Annotated in this window: 19 protein-coding genes and 1 pseudogene; 15 read left to right on the top strand and 5 right to left on the bottom strand. The window is 73.3% G+C overall.

Annotated features, from left to right (window positions below; translation table 11 throughout):
• Window positions 1-221 precede the first annotated feature (221 nt).
• The gene (locus IH00_RS0129615; protein WP_039947552.1) at window positions 222-644 is read right to left on the bottom strand and encodes a cold-shock protein; all 423 of its coding nucleotides are present in this window, start codon (window positions 642-644) and stop codon (window positions 222-224) included.
• Window positions 645-807: 163 nt separating this feature from the next.
• On the opposite strand from IH00_RS0129615, the gene IH00_RS0129610 reads away from it, so the two are divergent.
• On the top strand, window positions 808-1,806 hold the full coding sequence (locus IH00_RS0129610; protein WP_031078956.1) for an SPFH domain-containing protein: 999 nt from the start codon (window positions 808-810) through the stop codon (window positions 1,804-1,806).
• The gene (locus tag IH00_RS0129605) at window positions 1,803-2,717 is read left to right on the top strand and encodes an inorganic polyphosphate kinase (RefSeq protein WP_031078955.1); all 915 of its coding nucleotides are present in this window, start codon (window positions 1,803-1,805) and stop codon (window positions 2,715-2,717) included. The genes IH00_RS0129610 and IH00_RS0129605 overlap by 4 nt, the downstream gene beginning before the upstream one ends.
• 98 nt (window positions 2,718-2,815) lie before the next feature.
• Here IH00_RS0129605 and IH00_RS45505 read toward each other — a convergent pair.
• A pseudogene (locus IH00_RS45505) lies at window positions 2,816-3,166 on the bottom strand (DUF4345 domain-containing protein); the annotation flags it as partial.
• Between the two features lie 360 nt (window positions 3,167-3,526).
• Between IH00_RS45505 and IH00_RS0129595 the strand changes: the two are divergent.
• Genes IH00_RS0129595 through IH00_RS0129585 form a run of 3 tightly spaced genes read left to right on the top strand, consistent with a single transcriptional unit; the run spans window position 3,527 to window position 5,956 of the window.
• Window positions 3,527-4,372: an ABC transporter substrate-binding protein gene (locus IH00_RS0129595; RefSeq protein WP_031078951.1), complete on the top strand. Its 846-nt coding sequence runs from the start codon at window positions 3,527-3,529 to the stop codon at window positions 4,370-4,372.
• Entirely contained in the window at window positions 4,369-5,169 is an 801-nt protein-coding gene (locus IH00_RS0129590; protein ID WP_031078949.1) for an amino acid ABC transporter permease, read from the top strand. Before IH00_RS0129595 ends, IH00_RS0129590 begins: the two co-directional genes overlap by 4 nt.
• 13 nt (window positions 5,170-5,182) lie before the next feature.
• Window positions 5,183-5,956, top strand: a complete 774-nt coding sequence (locus tag IH00_RS0129585; RefSeq protein ID WP_031078947.1) for an amino acid ABC transporter ATP-binding protein — start codon at window positions 5,183-5,185, stop codon at window positions 5,954-5,956.
• Window positions 5,957-6,002: 46 nt separating this feature from the next.
• Here the strand turns inward: IH00_RS0129585 and IH00_RS0129580 are convergent, their stop codons facing one another.
• On the bottom strand, window positions 6,003-7,055 hold the full coding sequence (locus IH00_RS0129580) for an alpha/beta hydrolase family protein (protein WP_052411716.1): 1,053 nt from the start codon (window positions 7,053-7,055) through the stop codon (window positions 6,003-6,005).
• Window positions 7,056-7,158: 103 nt separating this feature from the next.
• On the opposite strand from IH00_RS0129580, the gene IH00_RS0129575 reads away from it, so the two are divergent.
• The 3 genes from IH00_RS0129575 to IH00_RS0129565 all read left to right on the top strand — a co-directional run bounded on the left by IH00_RS0129575 (window position 7,159) and on the right by IH00_RS0129565 (window position 9,878).
• Window positions 7,159-7,824: a GNAT family N-acetyltransferase gene (locus IH00_RS0129575; RefSeq protein WP_039947551.1), complete on the top strand. Its 666-nt coding sequence runs from the start codon at window positions 7,159-7,161 to the stop codon at window positions 7,822-7,824.
• Window positions 7,821-8,798: a PaaX family transcriptional regulator C-terminal domain-containing protein gene (locus tag IH00_RS0129570; protein ID WP_039947550.1), complete on the top strand. Its 978-nt coding sequence runs from the start codon at window positions 7,821-7,823 to the stop codon at window positions 8,796-8,798. The genes IH00_RS0129575 and IH00_RS0129570 overlap by 4 nt, the downstream gene beginning before the upstream one ends.
• Window positions 8,799-8,891: 93 nt before the next feature.
• Entirely contained in the window at window positions 8,892-9,878 is a 987-nt protein-coding gene (locus IH00_RS0129565; RefSeq protein WP_031078940.1) for an ArsR/SmtB family transcription factor, read from the top strand.
• Window positions 9,879-10,118: 240 nt separating this feature from the next.
• Here the strand turns inward: IH00_RS0129565 and IH00_RS0129560 are convergent, their stop codons facing one another.
• The gene (locus tag IH00_RS0129560; RefSeq protein WP_031078939.1) at window positions 10,119-10,727 is read right to left on the bottom strand and encodes a DUF6629 family protein; all 609 of its coding nucleotides are present in this window, start codon (window positions 10,725-10,727) and stop codon (window positions 10,119-10,121) included.
• Window positions 10,728-10,775: 48 nt separating this feature from the next.
• Between IH00_RS0129560 and IH00_RS0129555 the strand changes: the two genes are divergently transcribed.
• The 5 genes from IH00_RS0129555 (at window position 10,776) to IH00_RS0129535 (ending at window position 15,487) form a co-directional block, all read left to right on the top strand.
• Window positions 10,776-11,624, top strand: a complete 849-nt coding sequence (locus IH00_RS0129555; protein WP_031078936.1) for a GNAT family N-acetyltransferase — start codon at window positions 10,776-10,778, stop codon at window positions 11,622-11,624.
• Window positions 11,625-11,966: 342 nt separating this feature from the next.
• Window positions 11,967-12,725 (top strand): nucleotidyltransferase family protein, encoded by a 759-nt coding sequence (locus tag IH00_RS0129550; protein WP_052411715.1) that lies wholly within the window; start codon window positions 11,967-11,969, stop codon window positions 12,723-12,725.
• A complete protein-coding gene (locus tag IH00_RS0129545) occupies window positions 12,722-12,976 on the top strand; it encodes a hypothetical protein (RefSeq protein ID WP_031078931.1) in 255 nt (84 codons plus the stop codon). Before IH00_RS0129550 ends, IH00_RS0129545 begins: the two co-directional genes overlap by 4 nt.
• Window positions 12,973-13,755: a metallophosphoesterase family protein gene (locus tag IH00_RS0129540; RefSeq protein WP_031078929.1), complete on the top strand. Its 783-nt coding sequence runs from the start codon at window positions 12,973-12,975 to the stop codon at window positions 13,753-13,755. Before IH00_RS0129545 ends, IH00_RS0129540 begins: the two co-directional genes overlap by 4 nt.
• 73 nt (window positions 13,756-13,828) lie before the next feature.
• Window positions 13,829-15,487: a catalase gene (locus IH00_RS0129535; RefSeq protein ID WP_031078927.1), complete on the top strand. Its 1,659-nt coding sequence runs from the start codon at window positions 13,829-13,831 to the stop codon at window positions 15,485-15,487.
• Between the two features lie 88 nt (window positions 15,488-15,575).
• Here the strand turns inward: IH00_RS0129535 and IH00_RS0129530 are convergent, their stop codons facing one another.
• Window positions 15,576-16,397 carry an SDR family oxidoreductase gene (locus IH00_RS0129530; protein ID WP_052411714.1) on the bottom strand — a complete coding sequence of 274 codons (822 nt, stop codon included), beginning with the start codon at window positions 16,395-16,397 and terminating at the stop codon, window positions 15,576-15,578.
• A 162-nt stretch (window positions 16,398-16,559) separates the two neighbouring features.
• Here IH00_RS0129530 and IH00_RS0129525 point away from each other — a divergent pair, with 162 nt between their 5' ends.
• Window positions 16,560-17,798, top strand: coding sequence for an aromatic acid exporter family protein (locus IH00_RS0129525; protein ID WP_031078925.1), 1,239 nt, complete (start codon window positions 16,560-16,562; stop codon window positions 17,796-17,798).
• 98 nt (window positions 17,799-17,896) lie between these two features.
• Window positions 17,897-19,102, top strand: a complete 1,206-nt coding sequence (locus IH00_RS0129520; RefSeq protein ID WP_031078923.1) for a spore photoproduct lyase family protein — start codon at window positions 17,897-17,899, stop codon at window positions 19,100-19,102.
• Window positions 19,103-19,307: the final 205 nt, after the last annotated feature.

Here is a 19,307-nt window from a genome sequence, read left to right as displayed (position 1 = left end):
TGGTGCCGGGTCGGTCGCCGCGGCCCCGGCGAGGGCGCGCCCGGCACGCTCCCGCCGCGCGGGCCGACCGGAATTCCGCACGGCGCCGGAATTCCGCCCGGCGCCGGCGGCCGTGCCGGCCGTGGTGGACGCCGGGGCGGCGGGCCTGCGTTCCGGGCGGTTCCCGGCGCCGCGCGCCCCGGCGCGACCGGGAGGACGGCCCTGCCCTCCGGTGGCGCGGGTCAGGCGTCGAGCCAGCCGTGGGAGTGGGCGAGGTCGAGGACGCGTGCGCGGACGCGCTTCAACTGGGCCGTGGTCAGCGTGCCGTCGGCCTCGATGAGCGCCTCCGTCAGTTCGGCGCGGAACTCGGCGGTGGTCAGCACGTCCACCGCGTCGTCGTCCACGTCGTCCACGCCGTCCCGCCGTGCCGGCGCCGGCACCACCGGGCGCGGTGCGGGCTGGTGCAGGAGACGGATCTCCGACGCCTTGGGGCCCTTGTCGCCCATCTCCAGATAGAACTCGACCTCACGGCCGGCCTGGTACAGGTACTTCTCGTCCACCAGGTCGTTCGCGTGCATGAAGACGTCCTCGCCGCCCTCTCTGGGGACGATGAACCCGTAACCGCGGACCTCGTCGAACCGCAGGATCTTGCCCACCATCAACACAGCCGTTCCTCCCACGCCAGCACCTCTTCTGCGGCGTGAATCTACAGCCGGCCGAGCGCCGCCGGACACCGTCGGCGGCACAGATCACCGAACCGCATGTCGTCACATTGACGAGAACTGGCGCCGACCACTATCGTCGCATTGACGAAAAGGGGAGGCATCCATGGCCGACATCACCCGGCGCGCCGGCTGGCGCCATCTGCGTTCCGCGCCGACCGCCCACATACGCCACCACCGGCGCGGCCGGCTGGTGCACGACGGAACCGGGCTGAGCTTCTGGTACCGCTCGCTCACCGCCGCGCTCTCCGAAGTACCGGTGGACGACCGGGAGTTGACCATGTCGTTCCACGCCCGCACCGCGGACTTCCAGGACGTGGCCGTGCAGTCCACGGTCACGTACCGCATCAGCGACCCGGCCACCGCCGCCGCCCGGCTGGACTTCTCCGTAGACCCCGACACGGGCGCCTGGCGCGGCGCGCCGCTGGAGCAGATCTCCACGCTGCTCACCGAGACCGCGCAGCAGCACGCGCTCGACGTGCTGGCCCGGACGCCGCTGTCGGAGTCCCTGGTCGACGGCGTGGCGGCGGTACGGGAGCGGATCGCCGCCGGTCTCGCCGCCGAGCCGCGACTGCCCGCGACCGGCATCGAGGTGGTGGCCGTCCGCGTGGTGGCGATCCGCCCCGAACCGGAGGTCGAGCGTGCCCTGCGCACCCCCGCCCGCGAGCGGATCCAGCAGGACGCGGACCGGGCGACGTACGAACGGCGGGCCGTCGCGGTCGAGCGGGAGCGGGCGATCGCCGAGAACGAGCTGGCCAGCCGGATCGAGCTCGCCCGCCAGGAGGAACGGCTGGTCGAGCAGCGCGGCACCAACGCCCGCCGCGAGGCGGAGGAGAGTGCGGCGGCGGACGCGGTCCGCGCGCAGGCCGAGGCGGCCCGTACGGTCCGGCTCGCGCGCGCCGAGGCGGAGGCCGCGCGGGAGGTCGGCGAGGCGCGGGCCCAGGCGCAGGCCGCCTGGCTGCGCGTGCACGGCGAGGCGGACACGGCCACGCTGCACGCGCTCGCGGCCGGGCGGCTCGCCGAGAACCTGCCGCGCGTCGAGAGCCTGACCCTCTCGCCCGACGCGCTCAGCGGTCTGCTCGACCGGCTGGCCCGGCGGCCATGAGCCTCGCCCCGCGGGCGGTGCTGGTCCACCGCGTCAGCGAGTACGAGGAGTTGCTGGCACGGCACGGCACGCACGGCCAGGCGGCGTTCTTCCTCGCCTCCCGGGGCCGCACCGTCGACGGCGTACGGGAACGCCACCTGCGGGCGCAGCGGGCGCTGGCCGAGGTGGCCGCGGCGGTGCCGGGCCAGTGGCGGCAGGCGCGGGTGGAGCGGGCGGACCTGGACCGGTTCCTGTTCGGCCCCGAGGACGTGGTCGTGGTGGTGGGGCAGGACGGCCTGGTCGCCAACGCCGCCAAGTACCTGGACGGCCAGCCGGTGATCGGGATCGACACCGATCCCGGCCGCAACCCGGGCGTCCTGGTGCGGCACCGGGCCGCCGACGCGGCGCGCCTGCTCCCCGCGGCCGTGGCGCACCGGGCCGCCTTCGACGCGCTGACGATGGTGGAGGCCGTCACGGACGACGCACAGCGGCTGGTGGCGCTCAACGAGATCTACCTGGGCAGCCCCGGCCACCGCACCGCCCGCTACCGCCTCTCCCCCGCCGGCGCCCCCGCCGACCGGGCCGACGACCGCGCCGAGGCCCAGGCGTCGTCCGGTGTCCTGGTCGGTACGGGGACGGGCGCCACCGGCTGGCTGCGCTCGCTGTGGCAGCAGCACGGCAGCTCCCTGCCGCTGCCGGGGGCCGCCGAGGCGCGCCTGATCTGGTTCGTACGCGAGGCCTGGCCGTCCCCGGCCACCGGTACGTCGCTCGTCGAAGGCGTCCTGGCGGGCGGCGAGCGGCTGCACCTGACCGTGGAGTCGGACCGGCTGGTGGCGTTCGGCGACGGCATGGAGAGCGACGCACTGGAACTGACATGGGGCCAGTCGGTGCGGCTCGGCATCGCCGGGAGCTCGCTGCGGCTGCTGTGCTGACGCCGCTCGCACCCCGGGGCCGGCGTGTCGCCGGCAGCCGGCCCCTGCGCCGTTGCGCCGTCCGGCACCGTTCGCGTCAGACGGCCGTACCAGAGCAGCATCAGCGGGGGCAGCACCAGCTCGACGCCGATGAACGCGGTGTGCATCACGTGCGGGGCGCCGGCCGAGAGGTAGGAGATCCCACGGGCCAGACCGCCCAGGAACACGGCGCCGAAGACCGCGCGCAGGGCCGTGCCGTGTGCCTCCGGGCGCGGCACGGCCAGCATCAGGACGATGCCCGCGGCGGTCCAGACGCCGGCGAAGAAGCGGTAGCTGCTGTCGACGGTGGGTGGCACGTCCGGGCTGCCGGGCAGGGCGGCTGGTCCGAGGACGATCTCCAGCGCTCCGGTGGCCAGCACGACCATCGCGAGCAGGAAGAGGACGATCCGGAACGTGCGGCGTGACGACATGGGGGCTCCTCGCGACGGATGGTGCGTCCATCCTGCGCGGCGCCGCGGCCGCCCGTGCGGGGCCGGCGCCGGGCCCCGGTGGCCGCGCGGCACGGCACGCCGACGGTGGCGCAGCGCCGGGCCGCGGCCGCGGGCCCGCGGCGGAGCGGCAGCCGGGGCAGTGGGCGGCGGACGGGGGACGGCGGAGCCGGTTCGGAGCGCAACCCGCGGGCGTGAGCACGGCGTGGACCGTGGAGCCCCCTCGTACGGGTGGCCGACGGGCCAGTGCGCGCTCCGCGACCTTGCGGGCCCGGTGGCATACGATCGCGGCCGGCGGCTGCCTCGACCGGCGCCGCCCGCCCCTCGCCATGGAGGTCAACCGTGCTCAGGACTGCCGGCGGCCAGCGCGCCCCTCGACCCCGTACCGCCTTCATCGCCTGCGCCGCCACGGCCGGGCTGCTGCTCGCCGCCACCGGCTGCGGGAACGGCGACGAAGGACCGGGTGAGGCCGTGGGCGGTGTGCCCGTCGTCGAGAAGGGCAAGCTCACGACCTGCACCCATCTGCCGTATCCGCCTTTCCAGTTCGAGCAGGACGGCAAGATCGTCGGCTTCGACGTGGCGCTGATCGACCTGGTGGCGAAGAACCTGGGCGTCGAACAGAAGATCCTCGACACGCCGTTCGAGAACTTCAAGACGGGTGCGTTCCTCAATTCCGGCGAGTGCGACCTGGCCGCCGCCGGTATGACCATCACCGAGGACCGCAAGAAGAACGTCGACTTCTCCGTCCCGTACTTCGACGCCACCCAGGCGCTGCTGGCGACGAAGAAGAGCGGTGCGACCACGCTCGCCGACGTCAAGGCGAGGAAGCTGAAGCTGGGCGCGCAGGCCGAGACCACCGGGGAGAGCTACGCCACGTCCCAGGGCTTCGACCCGGTGGCGTTCGAGAGCTCCGACGCCGTGCTCAACGGGCTGCGCACCGGGCAGGTCGACGCGGTCGTCATCGACTACCCGGTGGTCCAGGGCTGGCTGAAGGACAAGGCCAACGCCGACGCGTTCGCCCTCGGCCAGAACATCGAGACGGGCGAGCAGTACGGCTTCTCGGTGAAGAAGGGCAACGACAAGCTGCGGGCCGCGATCGACAAGGCGATCAACGACGCCAGGGCCGACGGTACGTACAAGAGGATCTACGAGCAGTGGATCGGCCCGCTGCCCCAGGGACAGTCGTGACCTCACGGCTGACCAGGCGGCAGCGGCGGCGCGTCTCGCAGTCCGTCCAGTACGCGGTCTTCGTGGCGGTGGTGGTGCTGATCGCCGTCACGGCCGACTGGGACCGTCTGCAGAACCAGTTCGCGCAGCAGTCCCTCGCCGAACAGCTCTTCCCCGACATCATCACCGTCGCGCTGCGCAACACGGTGGTGTACACGGTGTCCGGGTTCGCGTTCGGGCTGGTCCTGGGGCTGGTCGTCGCACTGATGCGGCTGTCGTCGGTGGCGCCGTACCGGTGGGTGGCGAGCGTCTACATCGAGTTCTTCCGCGGCCTGCCCGCGCTGCTGATCTTCATCTTCGTCGGGGTGGCGGTGCCGCTGGCGTTCCCGGGGACGGAGTTCCCCGGCGGTACGTACGGGAAGGTGGCGCTCGGACTCGGGCTGGTGGCCGCCGCGTACATGGCCGAGACGATCCGCGCCGGTATTCAGGCGGTCCCGAAGGGGCAGATGGAGGCGGCCCGCTCGCTGGGCTTCTCGCACGCCCGCGCCATGGTGTCGGTGATCATCCCGCAGGCGTTCCGCATCATCATCCCACCGCTCACCAACGAGCTGGTGCTGCTGTTCAAGGACTCCTCGCTGGTGCTGTTCCTCGGTGTCACGCTGGACGAACGGGAGCTGACCAAGTTCGGCCGGGACCTGGCCAGCCAGACCGCGAACTCCACCCCGATCCTGGTCGCCGGGCTGTGCTACCTGCTGGTGACCATTCCGCTGAGCTTCCTGGTGCGCCGCCTGGAGGCCCGGGCGGCCCGGGCCAAGTGAGGGAGGGGAGCCGATGACCACGCGCAACGAGATCGAGATCCGCGGGCTGCACAAGTCGTTCGGCGACAACGAGGTGCTGCGCGGCATCGACCTGGACGTCGGCACGGGCGAGGTGGTGTGCGTCATCGGGCCCTCGGGTTCCGGCAAGTCGACGCTGCTGCGCTGCGTGAACCTGCTGGAGGAGCCGACCGCGGGCCAGGTGTTCGTGGGCGGTACGGAGGTCACCGATCTGGACGTCGACATCGACGCCGTACGCCGACGGATCGGCATGGTCTTCCAGCAGTTCAACCTCTTCCCGCACGTGACGGTGACCGAGAACCTCACGCTGCCGCAGCGCAGGGTGCTGCGGCGCGGCAAGGAGCAGGCGGCGGAGGTCGCCCGGGAGAACCTGGCCCGGGTCGGGCTCGCCGACAAGGCGGACGCCTACCCGGCGCAGCTGTCGGGCGGCCAGCAGCAGCGGGTGGCCATCGCCCGGGCACTGGCGATGGGCCCGGAGGTGATGCTGTTCGACGAGCCCACGTCGGCGCTGGACCCGGAGCTGGTGGGGGATGTGCTGGCCGTCATGCGCATGCTGGCGGCGGAGGGCATGACGATGATGGTCGTCACGCACGAGATGAGCTTCGCCCGCGAGGTCGCGGACCGGGTGGTGTTCATGGACGGCGGTGTGATCGTCGAGGAGGGCCCGGCCGCGCAGGTCGTGGGCGATCCACGGCACGAGCGCACGCGGCACTTCCTCACCCGGATCCTCGATCCGGCCGCGGCGCCGGGCCCCGACGAGGCACCGTAGGGCCGCGCCCGGCAGGACACCGCAGGGCCGGGGCCGGCGGCGCGGGTCACTCCGCGTCGCCTCCCCCGTTCAGCCGCTGGACGAACCGGGCCTGGTCGGCGAGGAATCCGGCGGCGTACAGCTTTCGGGGGGCGAGGACGGCGGTCAGCGTCAGCCGCCACTGCGAGCCTTCGACCTCGTGGTCCACCAGGGAGTGGGCGGCCCGCGGGTAGTGCGCCACCTCCAGGCGCGATGCGGGGAGGATCCGGCGGTAGACGGACTCGGTCTCGGCGACGTCCACGTTGATGTCGTGGCCGGCCAGCACCAGCAGCACCCGGGTGCCGCGCAGGGCGGGCAGGTCCGGGGTCGCGTCGGAGCGGTGATTGGTGGTGATGAACGCCCAGCGCGCGGCGGTCATGTCCCCGGGGTCGCCGACCGCGGCGCGGTACTCCTCGAAGGAGGCGCCGTTCCTGAGCAGCGACAGGGTGGTCTCCCGCCTGCGCAGCGCGGCGGCCGTCTCCTCCGCGGTGGCGCCGTCCCTGCGGAGCCCGGCGAGGAGGTGGTAGCGGCCCTGCCGGAGCCAGTGGACGGCCGGGGAGACGGCGATGACGAACTGCAGGCCCTTGTCGCGGGCAGCGACCTTCGGCAGCACCCATCCGGCCTGGCTGGCGCCCCACAGACCGATGCGGCGCCCGTCGACGTCCGGACGCGCGCGGGCCCAGGCGAGAGCAGCGAGGGTCTCCTCCGCCCGGTCGGCCATGCTCTGCTCCAGCCAGTCCCCCTCGGAGCGGCCGACACCCGGCTTGCTGAACGACAGCGAGGCGTAACCGGCCCGGGCGAGGGACTCCCACAGCGGCCGGTAGAAGGTGTCGTGCGTCGCGTCGACCGGCCCGTCGCCGTGGACGAAGACGACGAGTCCCCAGGGCCCTTCGCCGGTTTCCGGTCTGGCCAGCACCCCGTCGAGCTGTTGTCCGTCGTGCCGCAGCACCACACGCTCCTCGCGCAGCGCGTAGGTGTTCTGCCACACCGCCACCCCGCCCAGGCCGGTGGCCAGGAGCACCGCCCCGACCAGGGTCCACAGCAGCATCCGCCCGGTGACGGCGAACCGTCGGTCCCTCATGATCTCCCCCTCCAAAAAACTATCGCCATCCAAACGCTCGTATCGATAGTGAACGTATTACGATTGATAGCGCAAGCGGAGACCCGGCGGATGGAGGGGCGGCATGGACCGCGCGAACGGCACGGACCCGAAGCCCGGTACGGAGGGCGGGGGTGCCCCGGTGGTGAGCAGAGGCGTACCGGAAGGCGGCGAACGGGACGTCGCCTCCCTGTACTGGGAGGCGTTCGGCCGCAAGCTCGGCCCCGCGCTCGACCCGCCCGAGGCCGGACAGGAGTTCATCTCCGCCCACCTCCACCACGACCGCGGCATCACCGCTCTCGTCGAGGGCCGGGTGGTCGGCGTGGCGGGCTACCGGCTCGGCGGACGCGGCCTGACGGGGGGCAGCGCGAAGGACGTCCTGACCGCCTACGGCCCGTTCCGCGGCCTGCCCCGGCTGGCGGTCCTGGCCCTCTTCGAGCGGACGCCCTCCGCCGGCGAACTGGTCATGGACGGCATCGCCGTCGCCGCGGCGCACCGCGGCGCCGGGATCGGCGGGTTGCTGCTGAAGGAGGTCGCGGCCGTCGCGGCCGAGAACGGCTGCCGGCGGATCCGCCTGGACGTCATCGACGTCAATCCGCGCGCCCGCGCTCTCTACGAACGGCACGGCTTCACCGCCGTCCGCACCGAGCGCACCCCCTGGCTGCGGGGACTGCTGGGCTTCAGCGCCGTCACCACCATGCACCGACCCGTCACCGCGGCGGACGCCGCCGCCCGCCCGGAGGCACAGTGAGCACCAGCAGCACCACCACCGGCCACGCCGCCGATCGCGACGCCGGTCGCGACGACACCGCCCCGGCGCCCGGGATCCCCACCCGGCTCCTCGTGCACGCGCTCGTCCGCGAGGACGGCACCGTCGACGCAGGAGAGCTCTACACCGTCGCCGGCGTCCTGAGCATGACCGACCAGCAGGTGCGACTGTGCGTCAAACGCCTGGTGGCGGAGGGCCGGTTCACCCAGGAGGGCCGTGGGCGCAGGGCCACGCTCCGCGCCGTCGCCGACGCGACCGGGGCGCTCGCTCCAAACGCGGCGTACGTACGCCACGCGTACCGGCAGGACCGAGGACTCGCCCCGTGGGACGGCACCTGGCACCTCTTCGCCTTCGCCGTCCCCGAATCCCGCCGGGCCGCCCGCGACGCCCTGCGCGAGACGCTGCTCCACCTGGGCGCCGCTCCGGTCCAGAGCGGTCTGTACGTCACGGCCCATCCGGTGGGCGCGCTGGTCGAAGCCCAGGCCCGGCATCTCGGCGTCCTGGACTCGCTCACCGTTCTCACCAGCACCGACCTGCGCATCGGAGACGTCACGGATCCGCCCGCCCTGGCGGCGAGGCTGTGGCCGCTGGACGAGATCGCCGCACGGCACCACCGGCTCGCCGCCCTGGCCGAAGCCCGCCTCGCGGAGCTGGACGGCGGGCCGGCTCCCGGCATCCGCGAGGCACCGGGAGTGGCCGGGTCGGACGGCGGGGCGCCGGCGATCCGGCGGCTCACCGTAGCGGTCGAACTGGCCGCCGAGTTCACCCGGGCCATGGAACCCGACCCGCTCCTCCCACCCGAGCTGCTGCCCCGGCCCTGGCCCGGCGCCCGGGCCCGCGGTCTCGCGGCCACGTGCTGGGCCCGCCTGCGCGAGGCCGGCCGGCACGACCCCCAGGCGCCCGACCTGCGCCTGTTCCGTCTGTACGAGGACGCCCTTGCGCCGGCGGACCGCTGAGCGAGGACCACGGCCCTACCATGGGAACGGCGGTCGGTCCTCCCCGAGGCCGGGGACGGCCGGGCGCCGATCGTGCGACCCACGGGGGGAATCGTGTCCGGTCACGTGCTGCACCTCGGTCCTCCGGACCGGCTCGGCGTACAGGTGAGGACCCATCCGGGCGCCACCGTCTTCTCGGTGCTCAGGGACGCGCTGCGCGCCGCGCCGCAAGGGCTGCCCGCCCGGTGGCGGGCGGCGTTGCGGAGCTCGGTCCCGGGCGGTGCGGTCGAGGTGGTGCGCCCCGTGCTGTTCCAGCGGGATTGCTGGATGCCCGACCCGCTGGCGCTGGTCCCGGAGCTGACGGCCTACGGCCTGTCGGAGGTCGGAGCCAGGCTCCGCGCCGTCGACCCCGATCGCGTGGCCGCCGAGGCCGACGGCCACTTCGGCGGTGCACCACCGGCGGGGTGGCGGGCGGTGGTCGACGCCCCGCGCGGCTTCCTCGACACGTACGCGAGCGTGGTGGACGCCGTGGTGGACGCCCTGGGCCCGAGGTGGCGCCAGGCGCAGCCGCTGCTGTCCCGGGAGACCGAGCGGGTCGGCGTCGCGGCCGTCACCGGTGCCCTCGACGTCCTGCTCGGCACCCTGCCCCCGCCCGTGCGGTACGAGCCGGGGCGGATACGGCTGGCCCATGCCTGCGGGGTGCAACGGCTCGCGGACCGCCCGCTGGTCCTGGTGCCGCTCGTGTCGGGGTACAGCGCGGGCATGTACGGGGTGGACCGTGACGACGTGGTCTGGTTCGCCTACCCGGTCCCGGGGCTGGGCACCCTCGCCGCCGGCTCGCCCCGAGGCACCGCCGGCACCGGCCGGGGGCCGCTGGACCTCGTGATGGGCCCGGTGCGGGCGCACATCCTGCGCCGCCTGCCGCACCGGCCCTCCCTCGGCCAACTGGGCGACGAACTGTCGCTGGGGCCGAGCACCCTGACGTACCACTGCGACCAGCTCGCGGCAGCCGGGCTCCTCCACCGGCAGCGGCGCGGGCGGCAGGTGGTGCTGCTGGCGACGGAACGGGGGGCGGCACTGGTGGACGTGCTGGAGGAGTAGCCGGGTCCCGCCCGGGTCGCGTCAGCCGGCGATGTCGAGCGCCGTGCCGTAGAGGCGGTGCACCTTCAGCCCAGGGCGTCGTCGGACAGGGGGCGGGGCGCGGGTCCTTGAGTCATGACGTGCAGAACTGCCGCCGCCTGCAAGGGCATTCCCGGAGGCGAGGCGGGATCGCCACCGGGAGGGCGATGGCCCCGCGCGCACCGGTCCGGCGCTCGCCGCAGGGGCTGCCGCGGACGCGGCCTAAGCGCTGCGCACGGCGCGCACCAGCAGCAGGACCGACGCGACGGCGGCGTAGGCGCACCAGGTGGAGATGAACTCCAGACGCCACAGCAGGACGCACAGCACCGCACCGGCGGCGATCACGGCGCCGAGCGTCCGCAGCAGCCGGTCACCGGCGACGACGAGAGCGCCCACCGTCGCCAGGAGGTAGCCGGCGATCAGCAGGGGTGCGTACGGGAGGTCGAGGACGTAGCCGACGGTGCGGCCGCGGATCTCCGCCGTCACCGGCCGGGTGGCCAGGCTGTACGACAGGGCAGCGGCCGTGACCGCCCCGGCGGCGGCCGGGACGGCGAGGCGTCCGCGGGCGCCGGGCGGAGTGGTGAGCAGCACGCCGAGCGGCACCCACACGGGGAGCACCGGCAGGGCGATCACCGCCCAGGCGAGCGTCGCGGGGCCGCTTCCGCCGCCCGCGCGCCACACGGCGGCCTCGACGATCTGGTGGGCGCCGAGGAGCAGGGGCAGGGCCGCGAGCGGGAGTTCACGGGCGCGGCGCACCCGGGCCGTGCAAGCCACACCGATCGCGGCGACGACCGTGCCCGCAGCGAGATCGGCCGTGGCGCTCCAGCACATGCCGGGTAGCGTACGGGGGCAACCGATCGGCGGCCCGGAGGAGGAGCGATGGCAAGGCTTCAGGTGTCGCGGGCGACACCGGCGCAGTGGTCGCGGGTGGCGGAGTGGGCCGTGGCGGAGGGGTGGAACCCCGGTCTGTCGGACGGGCCGTGCTTCTTCGCGCAGGACCCGGACGGGTTCTTCCTGGGCCGGCTCGACGGCGACCCGGAGCCGGTGTCGGCCGTCTCGGTCGTCACGTACGGCGAACGGTACGCCTTCCTCGGCTTCTACCTGGTACGCCCGGACCTGCGCGGGCGCGGCCACGGGCTCGCCACCTGGACGGCGGGGCTCGCGCACGCCGGGGACCGGACGGTCGGCCTGGACGGGGTTCCGGACCAGCAGGACAACTACCGGCGTTCCGGCTTCGTCCTCGCCCACCGCACGGCCCGCTGGACCGGGCAGGTGACCGCAGGGGCCGTGCCGGACCCCGGCGTGGTGCCGGTGGCGCGGGTCGGGGCGGCGGCGATCGCCGCGTACGACAGTGCCTGCCACCCGGCCGAGCGTCCCGGGTTCCTGGCGCGATGGCTCACCGCTCCCGGGCACCGGGCGCTCGCGCGGGTGGTGGACGGGCGGCTGACGGGGTACGGGGTGGTGCGGCCCGCTCATGAGGGGGCCCGGATCGGGCCGCTGTTCGCGGACACGGCGGCCGACGCGGAGGCGCTCCTGGAGGCGCTGGCGGCCGCCTCGGGTGCGGAGCGGGTCGCCGTCGACGTCCCGGAGGCGAACCCGGAGGCCGTGGCGCTGATGAAGGCGCGAGGACTGACACCGGCGTTCGAGACGGCGCGTATGTACACCGGACCGGTCCGGCCGGTCGCCCAGGACCGGATCTTCGGCATCACCACGCTGGAGCTCGGCTGACGCTCCGGCCGTCCGGGGATGCCCGACCCTGCGTCCGGCCGGCCGGACGCAGGGTCGTGATGTCCGCGCGCCCCGCCACCGGGGACCGTCGTGATCACCGCGCGGCCCTTCGGCCGCGTCTGCGCTGTGCGGCCCGCCGCCCGCGCACGCGCCGACCGGGCCGTGCCGTACCGCTGCGTCCCGACCGGCCCGCCCCCTCCGCCGCCGCCGCCCGGTGAGCCGACGGCGAGTGAGCCGACACGCGCCCCGGAGGAGACCGGGCTCCCGGCAAAGGGGGATCGATCGGCGTGATGCGGGTACCCGGAGCCCCTCCTGCAGCCGAGGAGGGGAGGACCGAGCACCGTGAGGAACCAATCGCACGACGCGACGCGGCCCGCCGGGCCGGCGGAGCCGTCCGAGTTGCGGCTGGCCGGAGGCAGAGCTGTGGAGGGCGACCCGGGCGCCGGGCCGCCGGACACCGGGCCGCCGGACGCGGCCATGGCCGGCGGCGTGGTGCCCGGCGACGCCTGGCTGCCACGGGACCGCATGCAGGCCATCCTGGAGGCCACCAAACAGGTGGCGGGGCTGCTCAAGAGCGCCGGGCACCCCTTCGCACTGGCCGGGAGCGTCGCCGCGTACGCCCACGGCGTGCCCGGGAACCTCCAGCACGACACCGACTTCGCCATCCTGCGCGAGGACGCGGACGCGGTGGCGCAGGAGCTGGAGCGGGCCGGGATCCCGGTGTACAAGCCGCCGGAGGACTGGCTGATCAAGGCCACCGCGCACGGCGAGAACATCGACCTGATCTTCGAGCTGGCCCGGCACCCGGTCACGACCGACCTGCTGGAGCGGGCGGAGATCCTCCCGGTGGACTCCGTGCGCATGCCGGTCCTGGCGCCGACGGACCTGGTGGGCAGCCTGCTGGCCGCCTTCTCGGAGCACCACTGCGACTTCGGGGCGGTGCTGCCGATCGCCAGGACCCTGCGGGAGAAGATCGACTGGGACCTGCTGCGGCGTGAGAACGAGGGGAACGCGATGCCCGAGGCGTTCCTGTACCTGCTGGAGCGCCTGAACGTCATCGAACCGATCGAACCACGCGAGGCACGGGAGGGACCGCCATGAGCGCGGCCGACACCGCCGAGTACCGCATCGCCCACCTGCGGGACCGGCTGGCGAGCGAGGACATCGCCGAACTCGGCGTACGCATCGAGCAGCGCGGAACGAGCGTGATGGTGTACGGCACCGTCTCCAGCTCCGCGTGCCGCACCGAGATCCTGCGGATCGCCCAGGAGGAACTGGCCGGGCTCCCGCTGCGCGAGGACCTGGTCGTGGCTTCGGCGAACCCGCCCGACCACTCCGAGGAGCTGTCGTGATCCGAGTAGCTGCCGTCGGCGACATCCATCTGGGACCGGACAGCGGCGGGACGCTGCGGCCCGCCTTCGAGACGCTCCGCGAGTGCGCGGACCTCCTGCTGCTGGCGGGGGACCTGACGCGCCACGGGACGGTCGAGGAGGCGGAGGTGGTCGCCGGGGAAGTGCGCGGGCTCGGCGTGCCCGTCGTGGCGGTCCTGGGCAACCACGACTACCAGAGCGACCAGGAGGCGGAGGTGGCCGCGGCGCTGGACGCCGCCGGGGTGACGGTGCTCGAGGGTGAGGGCACCGTGGTGAACATCGGCGGCGTGCGCGTGGGCGTGGCCGGCACCAAGGGCTTCGGCGGCGGTTTCGCGGGGCGCAGCGGCGGTGAGTTCGGTGAGCCGGAGATGAAGGAGTTCATCCGGTACACCCGGCGCTGCGCGGACGGGTTGCGCGGGTCGCTGACGTTGCTGGAGGAGGCCGGCTGCGCGGTACGGATCGCCCTGACGCACTACGCGCCGGTGCCGGACACGCTGGCCGGTGAGCCGCTGGAGATCTACCCGTTCCTCGGCAGCTACCTGCTGGCCGAGGCGGTGGACGAGGCGGGCGCGGACCTGGCGGTGCACGGTCATGCGCACATGGGCGTCGAGCACGGGATGACCAGCGAGGGCATCCGGGTCCGCAACGTCGCCCAGCCGGTGATCGGACGGGCCTTCGCCGTCTACCACCTGGCGGTCCACTCCGCCGTCGGTGACGGGCAGGGCACGCGGGAGCGGGAACGGGCGGGCGTGGCGCGTTAGGCGACCCCACGGCACGGGTATCGGAGCATACTGCGACATAGAGGACGAAATCGCATATAAGGAGCCGAGGATCGTGACGGACGTTTCGAGCCGGGGTCCCGCGCCCGGCGACGACCGGAAAGTGCTCACCAATCGCCAGGGGCACCCGGTCTACGACAACCAGAACCAGCGAACGGTGGGTGCCCGCGGCCCGGCGACGCTGGAGAACTACCAGTTCCTGGAGAAGATCAGCCACTTCGACCGGGAGCGCATCCCCGAGCGCGTCGTCCACGCCCGCGGCGTCACCGCCTACGGCTACTTCGAGGCGTACGGTGCCTGGGGCGACGAACCGATCAGCCGTTACACCCGTGCCAAGATCTTCCAGGAGCGCGGCAAGCGCACCGACCTGGCCGTGCGGTTCTCGACCGTGATCGGCGGACGCGACTCCTCCGAGGCGGCCCGCGACCCTCGCGGGTTCGCGGTGAAGTTCTACACCGAGGACGGCAACTGGGACCTGGTCGGCAACAACCTGGGGGTGTTCTTCATCCGGGACGCCATCAAGTTCCCGGACGTGATCCACTCGCTCAAGCCGGACCCCATCACCTTCGAGCAGCAGCCCCGCCGGATCTTCGACTTCATGTCGCAGACCCCCGAGGCCATGCACATGCTGGTGAACCTGTTCAGCCCGCGGGGCATCCCCGCCGACTACCGCCACATGCAGGGCTTCGGCGTGAACACGTACAAGTGGGTCAACGCCGAGGGCCACACGGTCCTGGTCAAGTACCACTGGATGCCCAAGCAGGGCGTGCGCAGCATGACCGAGGAGGACGCGGCGAACGTGCAGGCCCAGGGCCTGGGCCACGCCACCAAGGACCTGTACGAGGCGGTGGGTCGCGGTGACCACCCGGAGTGGGAACTGCTGGTCCAGATGATGGAGGACCACGACCACCCGGAGCTGGACTTCGACCCGCTGGACGACACCAAGACCTGGCCGGAGCAGGACTTCCCGCCCAAGCCGGTCGGCAGGATGGTGCTCAACCGGATGCCGGAGAACTTCTTCGCGGAGAACGAGCAGATCTCCTTCGGCACGGGCGTCCTCGTCGACGGCCTGGACTTCTCCGACGACAAGATGCTGGTCGGCCGGACCTTCTCGTACAGCGACACCCAGCGCTACCGGGTGGGCCCGAACTACCTCCAGCTGCCGGTCAACCAGGCGAAGAACGCCGACGTGCGGACGAACCAGCGCGACGGGTTCATGACGTACCGCCAGGACGGCCACGGCGAGAACCCGGACGTCAACTACGAGCCGTCGATCAGGGGCGGGCTGCGTGAGGGCCGGTACCCGACGCACGACGAGCAGGGCCCGGAGATCCGGGGCCGGCTCACCCGCAAGCGCATCCCGCGGACCAACGACTACCAGCAGGCCGGACAGCGGTACCTGCTGATGGAGCAGTGGGAGCGCGACGACCTGGTGCGCAACTTCACCAACGCGCTCAAACAGTGCGACCGGCCGGTGCAGGAGCGGATGGTCTGGCACTTCCTGCTGGTGGAGAACGACCTGGGGCTCCGGGTCGGCGAGGGCCTCGGGATCAGCCCGCAGGACGTCGCCCACCTCGAACCGCTGGCGAGCCAGGACCTCACCGACGAGGACCGCAAGCGGCTGGCCAACCTCGGCGAGAACCCGCCGCGGGACGTGGAGGGGCTGACCATGACCCACTGCGTTCCGGACGAGCGGCATGTGGTGACCCGCTGACCGCTCCCCCCGCCGAGCCCACGACGTCGGGGCCTGCGTCGCGTTTCCCGTCGCGCCGGTCCCAGGCGGCGGTCCCGTCCCGCGGGCCTCAGGGGCGGCGCCAGGCGTCGCTCTCCAGGTGGGAGCCGGCCTGCGGGCCCATCCGGAGCATGCCGCCGTCCACGACCCACGAGGCGCCGGTGACGTACGAGGCGTCCTCGCTCGCCAGGAACGCGATGACCGACGCGACCTCCCGGGCGTCACCGGGGCGTCCGAGCGGCACGCCCGGACGTGAGGTGCTCGTCACGTCCTCGTCCTCCTGGCCGGTCATCGGCGTGGCGATCTCTCCGGGTGCGACGGCGTTGACGGTGATGCCGTGCTCGGCCAGTTCCAGTGCCATGACCTGGGTGAGCAGCCCGAGGCCGCCCTTGGCGGCGCAGTAGGGCGCGGCGCCGACCCGCGGCTGGTGCTCGTGCACGGACGTCACGTTCACGATCCGGCCGCCGCTGCCCTGCCGGATCATGCGGCGGGCGGCGAGCTGGCCGCAGAGGAACGGCCCCACCAGGTCGACGTCGAGAACGCCGCGCACGGTGTCGTACTCCATGTCCAGGAAGGGCGTGGCCGTTCCGGTTCCGGCGTTGTTCACCAGGACGTCGATGCGACCGAGCTCCTCCGCGAGCCGGTCGACCGCGTCGGCGGCGCCGGGCAGCTCCGTCAGGTCCATGTGCGTGACGGCCGCGCGGCGCCCGTGCGCCCGTACTTCCTCGGCGGTCCGCCGGGCGCCGTCCTCGTCGGCGTGCCAGGTGATGCCGATGTCCATGCCGTGGGCGGCGAGCCGGACGGCGGTGGCGCGGCCGATCCCCGAGTCGGAGCCGGTGACGACGGCGACGGGGGTGGGCCGGTGGGCCCCGGAGTCGGCGGGAGAGTTCATGCGCTCCTCCTCAACGTGGTCAAGGCTTTGGCGGTACCACGTCCCGCGGTCGGCAAACGCCGTCCCCACCCTCCCCGGGGTGGTCGGCCCGGTCCGTGGGCGTTAGAGGGGTTCCTGTGGCTGGTGTGTGCTGAGTGGCTGATGAGAGGGCAGGGGAATGGGATGCCAGAAGTATCAGCTCCCGTGATCAAACTGGTGCGGCGGACGACCGAACCCGTCGCGGCACAGACCATTCGTTCCACCGCGGCGGCCGTGATCTCGTTCGTCGTCGCCCTGGCGGTACTGCCCGACCAGCCGTCCCCCCTCACCGCGCCGCTCACGGCGCTCCTCGTCGTACAGGTCACCCTCTACTCGACCATCACCACCGGCATCAGGCGGGTGAACTCGGTCGTCGTGGGGGTGCTCATCGCCATCGGCTTCTCCGCCCTGGTCGGACTGACCTGGTGGAGTCTCGGCCTGACGATCTTCACCTCGCTGATCATCGGGCGCTTCGTGCGGGTGGACGAGTTCGTGCCGGAGGTGGCGATCAGCGCGATGCTGGTCCTCGGGGTGTCGCAGATCGCCTCCATGGCCTGGCACCGGGTGCTGGAGACGCTGATCGGGGCCGGTGTGGGGCTGCTGTTCAACCTGCTGTTCGCGCCACCCGTATGGGTGCAGAGCGCCGGGGCCTCCATCGACGGGCTGGCGCGGGCGATGGGCCGCATGTTCCGCACCATGGGCGACGAGGTCGGTGCGGGCCACATCCCGTTCGCGCACGCGGCGGCGCGGCTGCACGAGGCACGGCGGCTGGACCACGACATCGTGGAGGTCGACGCCTCGCTGCGGCAGGCGGAGGAGAGCCTCATGCTCAACCCGCGGGTGCGTGAAGGGCTGCTCTCGCGGATCGTGCTGCGCACCGGCCTCGACACCCTGGAGATCTGTGCCGTGGTGCTGCGGGTGCTGACCCGCTCCCTGACCGACCTGGCCAAATTCCGCACCGAGGAATCGCTGTTCCCGCCGGACGTGGCGGCCTCCCTGAAGGACCTGTTCGGCCAGATGGCCACCGCCATCGAGAGCTTCGCCCGGCTCATCACCACCCAGGTCGCCGCCAACGCCGAGCGCGCCGAGGAGCAGCTGACCGAGGCGCTCGCCGTCAGCCGGGCCACCCGCGACCGGGTCGCGGACCTGCTCCTGGAGGACGTGCAGGAGCACCCGCGCCAGTGGCAGCTGCACGGGGCCCTGCTCGCCGAGATCGACCGGATCCTCGACGAGCTGGACATCGACAAGCGCACCGAGCGCCTCACCCAGGAGCTCGACCGCCGCTCGGCCGAACTGCGGGAGCGGCGCCCCCGGCTGATGGCGCTGACCCGCCGCCTGCGGGGCCACCACGGCACGGAGCGCCCGCCGGGAGTGGAGGCCTGAGGCGCGACCGCGGCCCCGTGGCCGGGCCGGGGCCGCGTCACCGGAGCGCCGGAAGTGGCAAGCTGGCGGGAGTACCGCCGCCACCGCCCGGAGAACCGATGCACCACCCGCCCACCCCGCCCGAGGAGACCGACGCCCTGTTCGGTCTCGCGGAGATGCTGGGCGCCGGCCAGGGCGAGGACGACGGGCCCGCGGCGCCCGCGGACACTCCGACGGCACCAGCGGCGGCAGCCGAGCCGGCCGGCACCGCCGGGCTGCTCGACGTGACCGAGATCCATGCCGAGCCGGCGGCCGCACTGTCGCCCCGGGGCCGGCGCATCATCGGCCGGTTCCCCGGCGCGCGGCTCGTCGAGGCCGGCTCCCACTGGAACATCCCCCACCTCCACGGCAACCAGGGCAACGCGGACCGCTGGGTGCGGGTCAAGCGCGGCACGCTCGTCCTCGGCGTGCGCAAGTCGTTCGACGTCCGCCCCAACGGCCGCTCCGCCGACTGGATCGCCCCCGGCGCCTCCAACGGCTGCGCCATGGCCTGCGCGTACTGCTACGTGCCGCGGCGCAAGGGCTACGCCAACCCCATCACGCTGTTCACCAATGTCGAGGACATCGTCCGGGCCCTGGACCGCCACATCGGTGGGCTCGGCCCCAAACCGGAGCCGAACCAGTGCGATCCGGACCGCTGGGTGTACGACATCGGCGAGAACGGCGACTGCTCCGTGGACGCCCTGGTCTCGGACAGCACCGCCGTGCTCGTGGACGCGTTCCGGCGGTGGCCCACCGCCAAGGCCTCCTTCGCCACCAAGTACGTGAACCGCGGGCTGCTGGACCTCGACCCCCGCGGGGCCACCCGCATCCGCTTCTCCGTGATGCCGTCCGCCGATTCACGGCTCCTGGACATCCGCACGAGCCCGGTGGCGGACCGGATCGCGGCTGCGGGGGACTTCGTCGCGGCAGGGTACGAAGTGCACTTCAACCTCTCCCCCGTGGTCGTACGGCCCGGCTGGGAGGCGGACTGGGCCAAGCTGCTGCGGCACATGGACGACGTGCTGCCGCGTGCCGTCAAGGACGGGGCGGCAGCCGAGGTGATCATGCTCACGCACAACCGTGAGCTCCACGAGGTGAACCGGAGCTGGCACCCGCGGGCCGAGGAGGTCCTGTGGCAGCCCGGTCTGCAGCAGGCCAAGCGCTCGCAGAACGGCGCCCGCAACGTCCGCTACCGCGACGACGTCAAGCGGGACGCCGTCGAGCGGCTCACGGGTCTGATCGCCGCGCACGCGCCGTGGCTGCGCGTGCGGTACGCGTTCTGACACCTGCCGGGGACGGAGCATCGGGGGCGGCTGCCGTGGAACACGGACGGAAACGACCGGCACACCCCCAGGGAGGTCTTCCGTGCCCGACCACCTCGACCCCGTTCCCGATCACCCCGAGCGCCCCGTACCCGGCCCCGACCGTGCCGTAGCCGGCCCTGGCCCCGTACCCGGCCCCGACCGCGACGACCAGGGCCGCACCGTC

The sequence above is a fragment of the Streptomyces sp. NRRL S-118 genome (genome assembly GCF_000716335.1).
In the GTDB taxonomy this organism is placed as follows: domain Bacteria; phylum Actinomycetota; class Actinomycetes; order Streptomycetales; family Streptomycetaceae; genus Streptomyces.
The sequence above is the reverse complement of the archived record's forward strand: the minus strand, read 5'-3'. Positions and strand labels throughout refer to the sequence as shown.

What these genes read in the sequence shown, in the direction of transcription:
- IH00_RS0129610 (WP_031078956.1), top strand. Translation starts at nt 808, where the DNA reads ATGGCCGACATCACCCGGCGCGCCGGCTGGCGCCATCTGCGTTCCGCG.
- IH00_RS0129580 (WP_052411716.1), bottom strand. Translation starts at nt 7,055, where the DNA reads ATGAGGGACCGACGGTTCGCCGTCACCGGGCGGATGCTGCTGTGGACC.
- IH00_RS0129555 (WP_031078936.1), top strand. Translation starts at nt 10,776, where the DNA reads ATGGCAAGGCTTCAGGTGTCGCGGGCGACACCGGCGCAGTGGTCGCGG.
- IH00_RS0129605 (WP_031078955.1), top strand. Translation starts at nt 1,803, where the DNA reads ATGAGCCTCGCCCCGCGGGCGGTGCTGGTCCACCGCGTCAGCGAGTAC.
- IH00_RS0129575 (WP_039947551.1), top strand. Translation starts at nt 7,159, where the DNA reads ATGGACCGCGCGAACGGCACGGACCCGAAGCCCGGTACGGAGGGCGGG.
- IH00_RS0129560 (WP_031078939.1), bottom strand. Translation starts at nt 10,727, where the DNA reads ATGTGCTGGAGCGCCACGGCCGATCTCGCTGCGGGCACGGTCGTCGCC.
- IH00_RS0129545 (WP_031078931.1), top strand. Translation starts at nt 12,722, where the DNA reads ATGAGCGCGGCCGACACCGCCGAGTACCGCATCGCCCACCTGCGGGAC.
- IH00_RS0129525 (WP_031078925.1), top strand. Translation starts at nt 16,560, where the DNA reads ATGCCAGAAGTATCAGCTCCCGTGATCAAACTGGTGCGGCGGACGACC.
- IH00_RS0129520 (WP_031078923.1), top strand. Translation starts at nt 17,897, where the DNA reads ATGCACCACCCGCCCACCCCGCCCGAGGAGACCGACGCCCTGTTCGGT.
- IH00_RS0129530 (WP_052411714.1), bottom strand. Translation starts at nt 16,397, where the DNA reads ATGAACTCTCCCGCCGACTCCGGGGCCCACCGGCCCACCCCCGTCGCC.
- IH00_RS0129585 (WP_031078947.1), top strand. Translation starts at nt 5,183, where the DNA reads ATGACCACGCGCAACGAGATCGAGATCCGCGGGCTGCACAAGTCGTTC.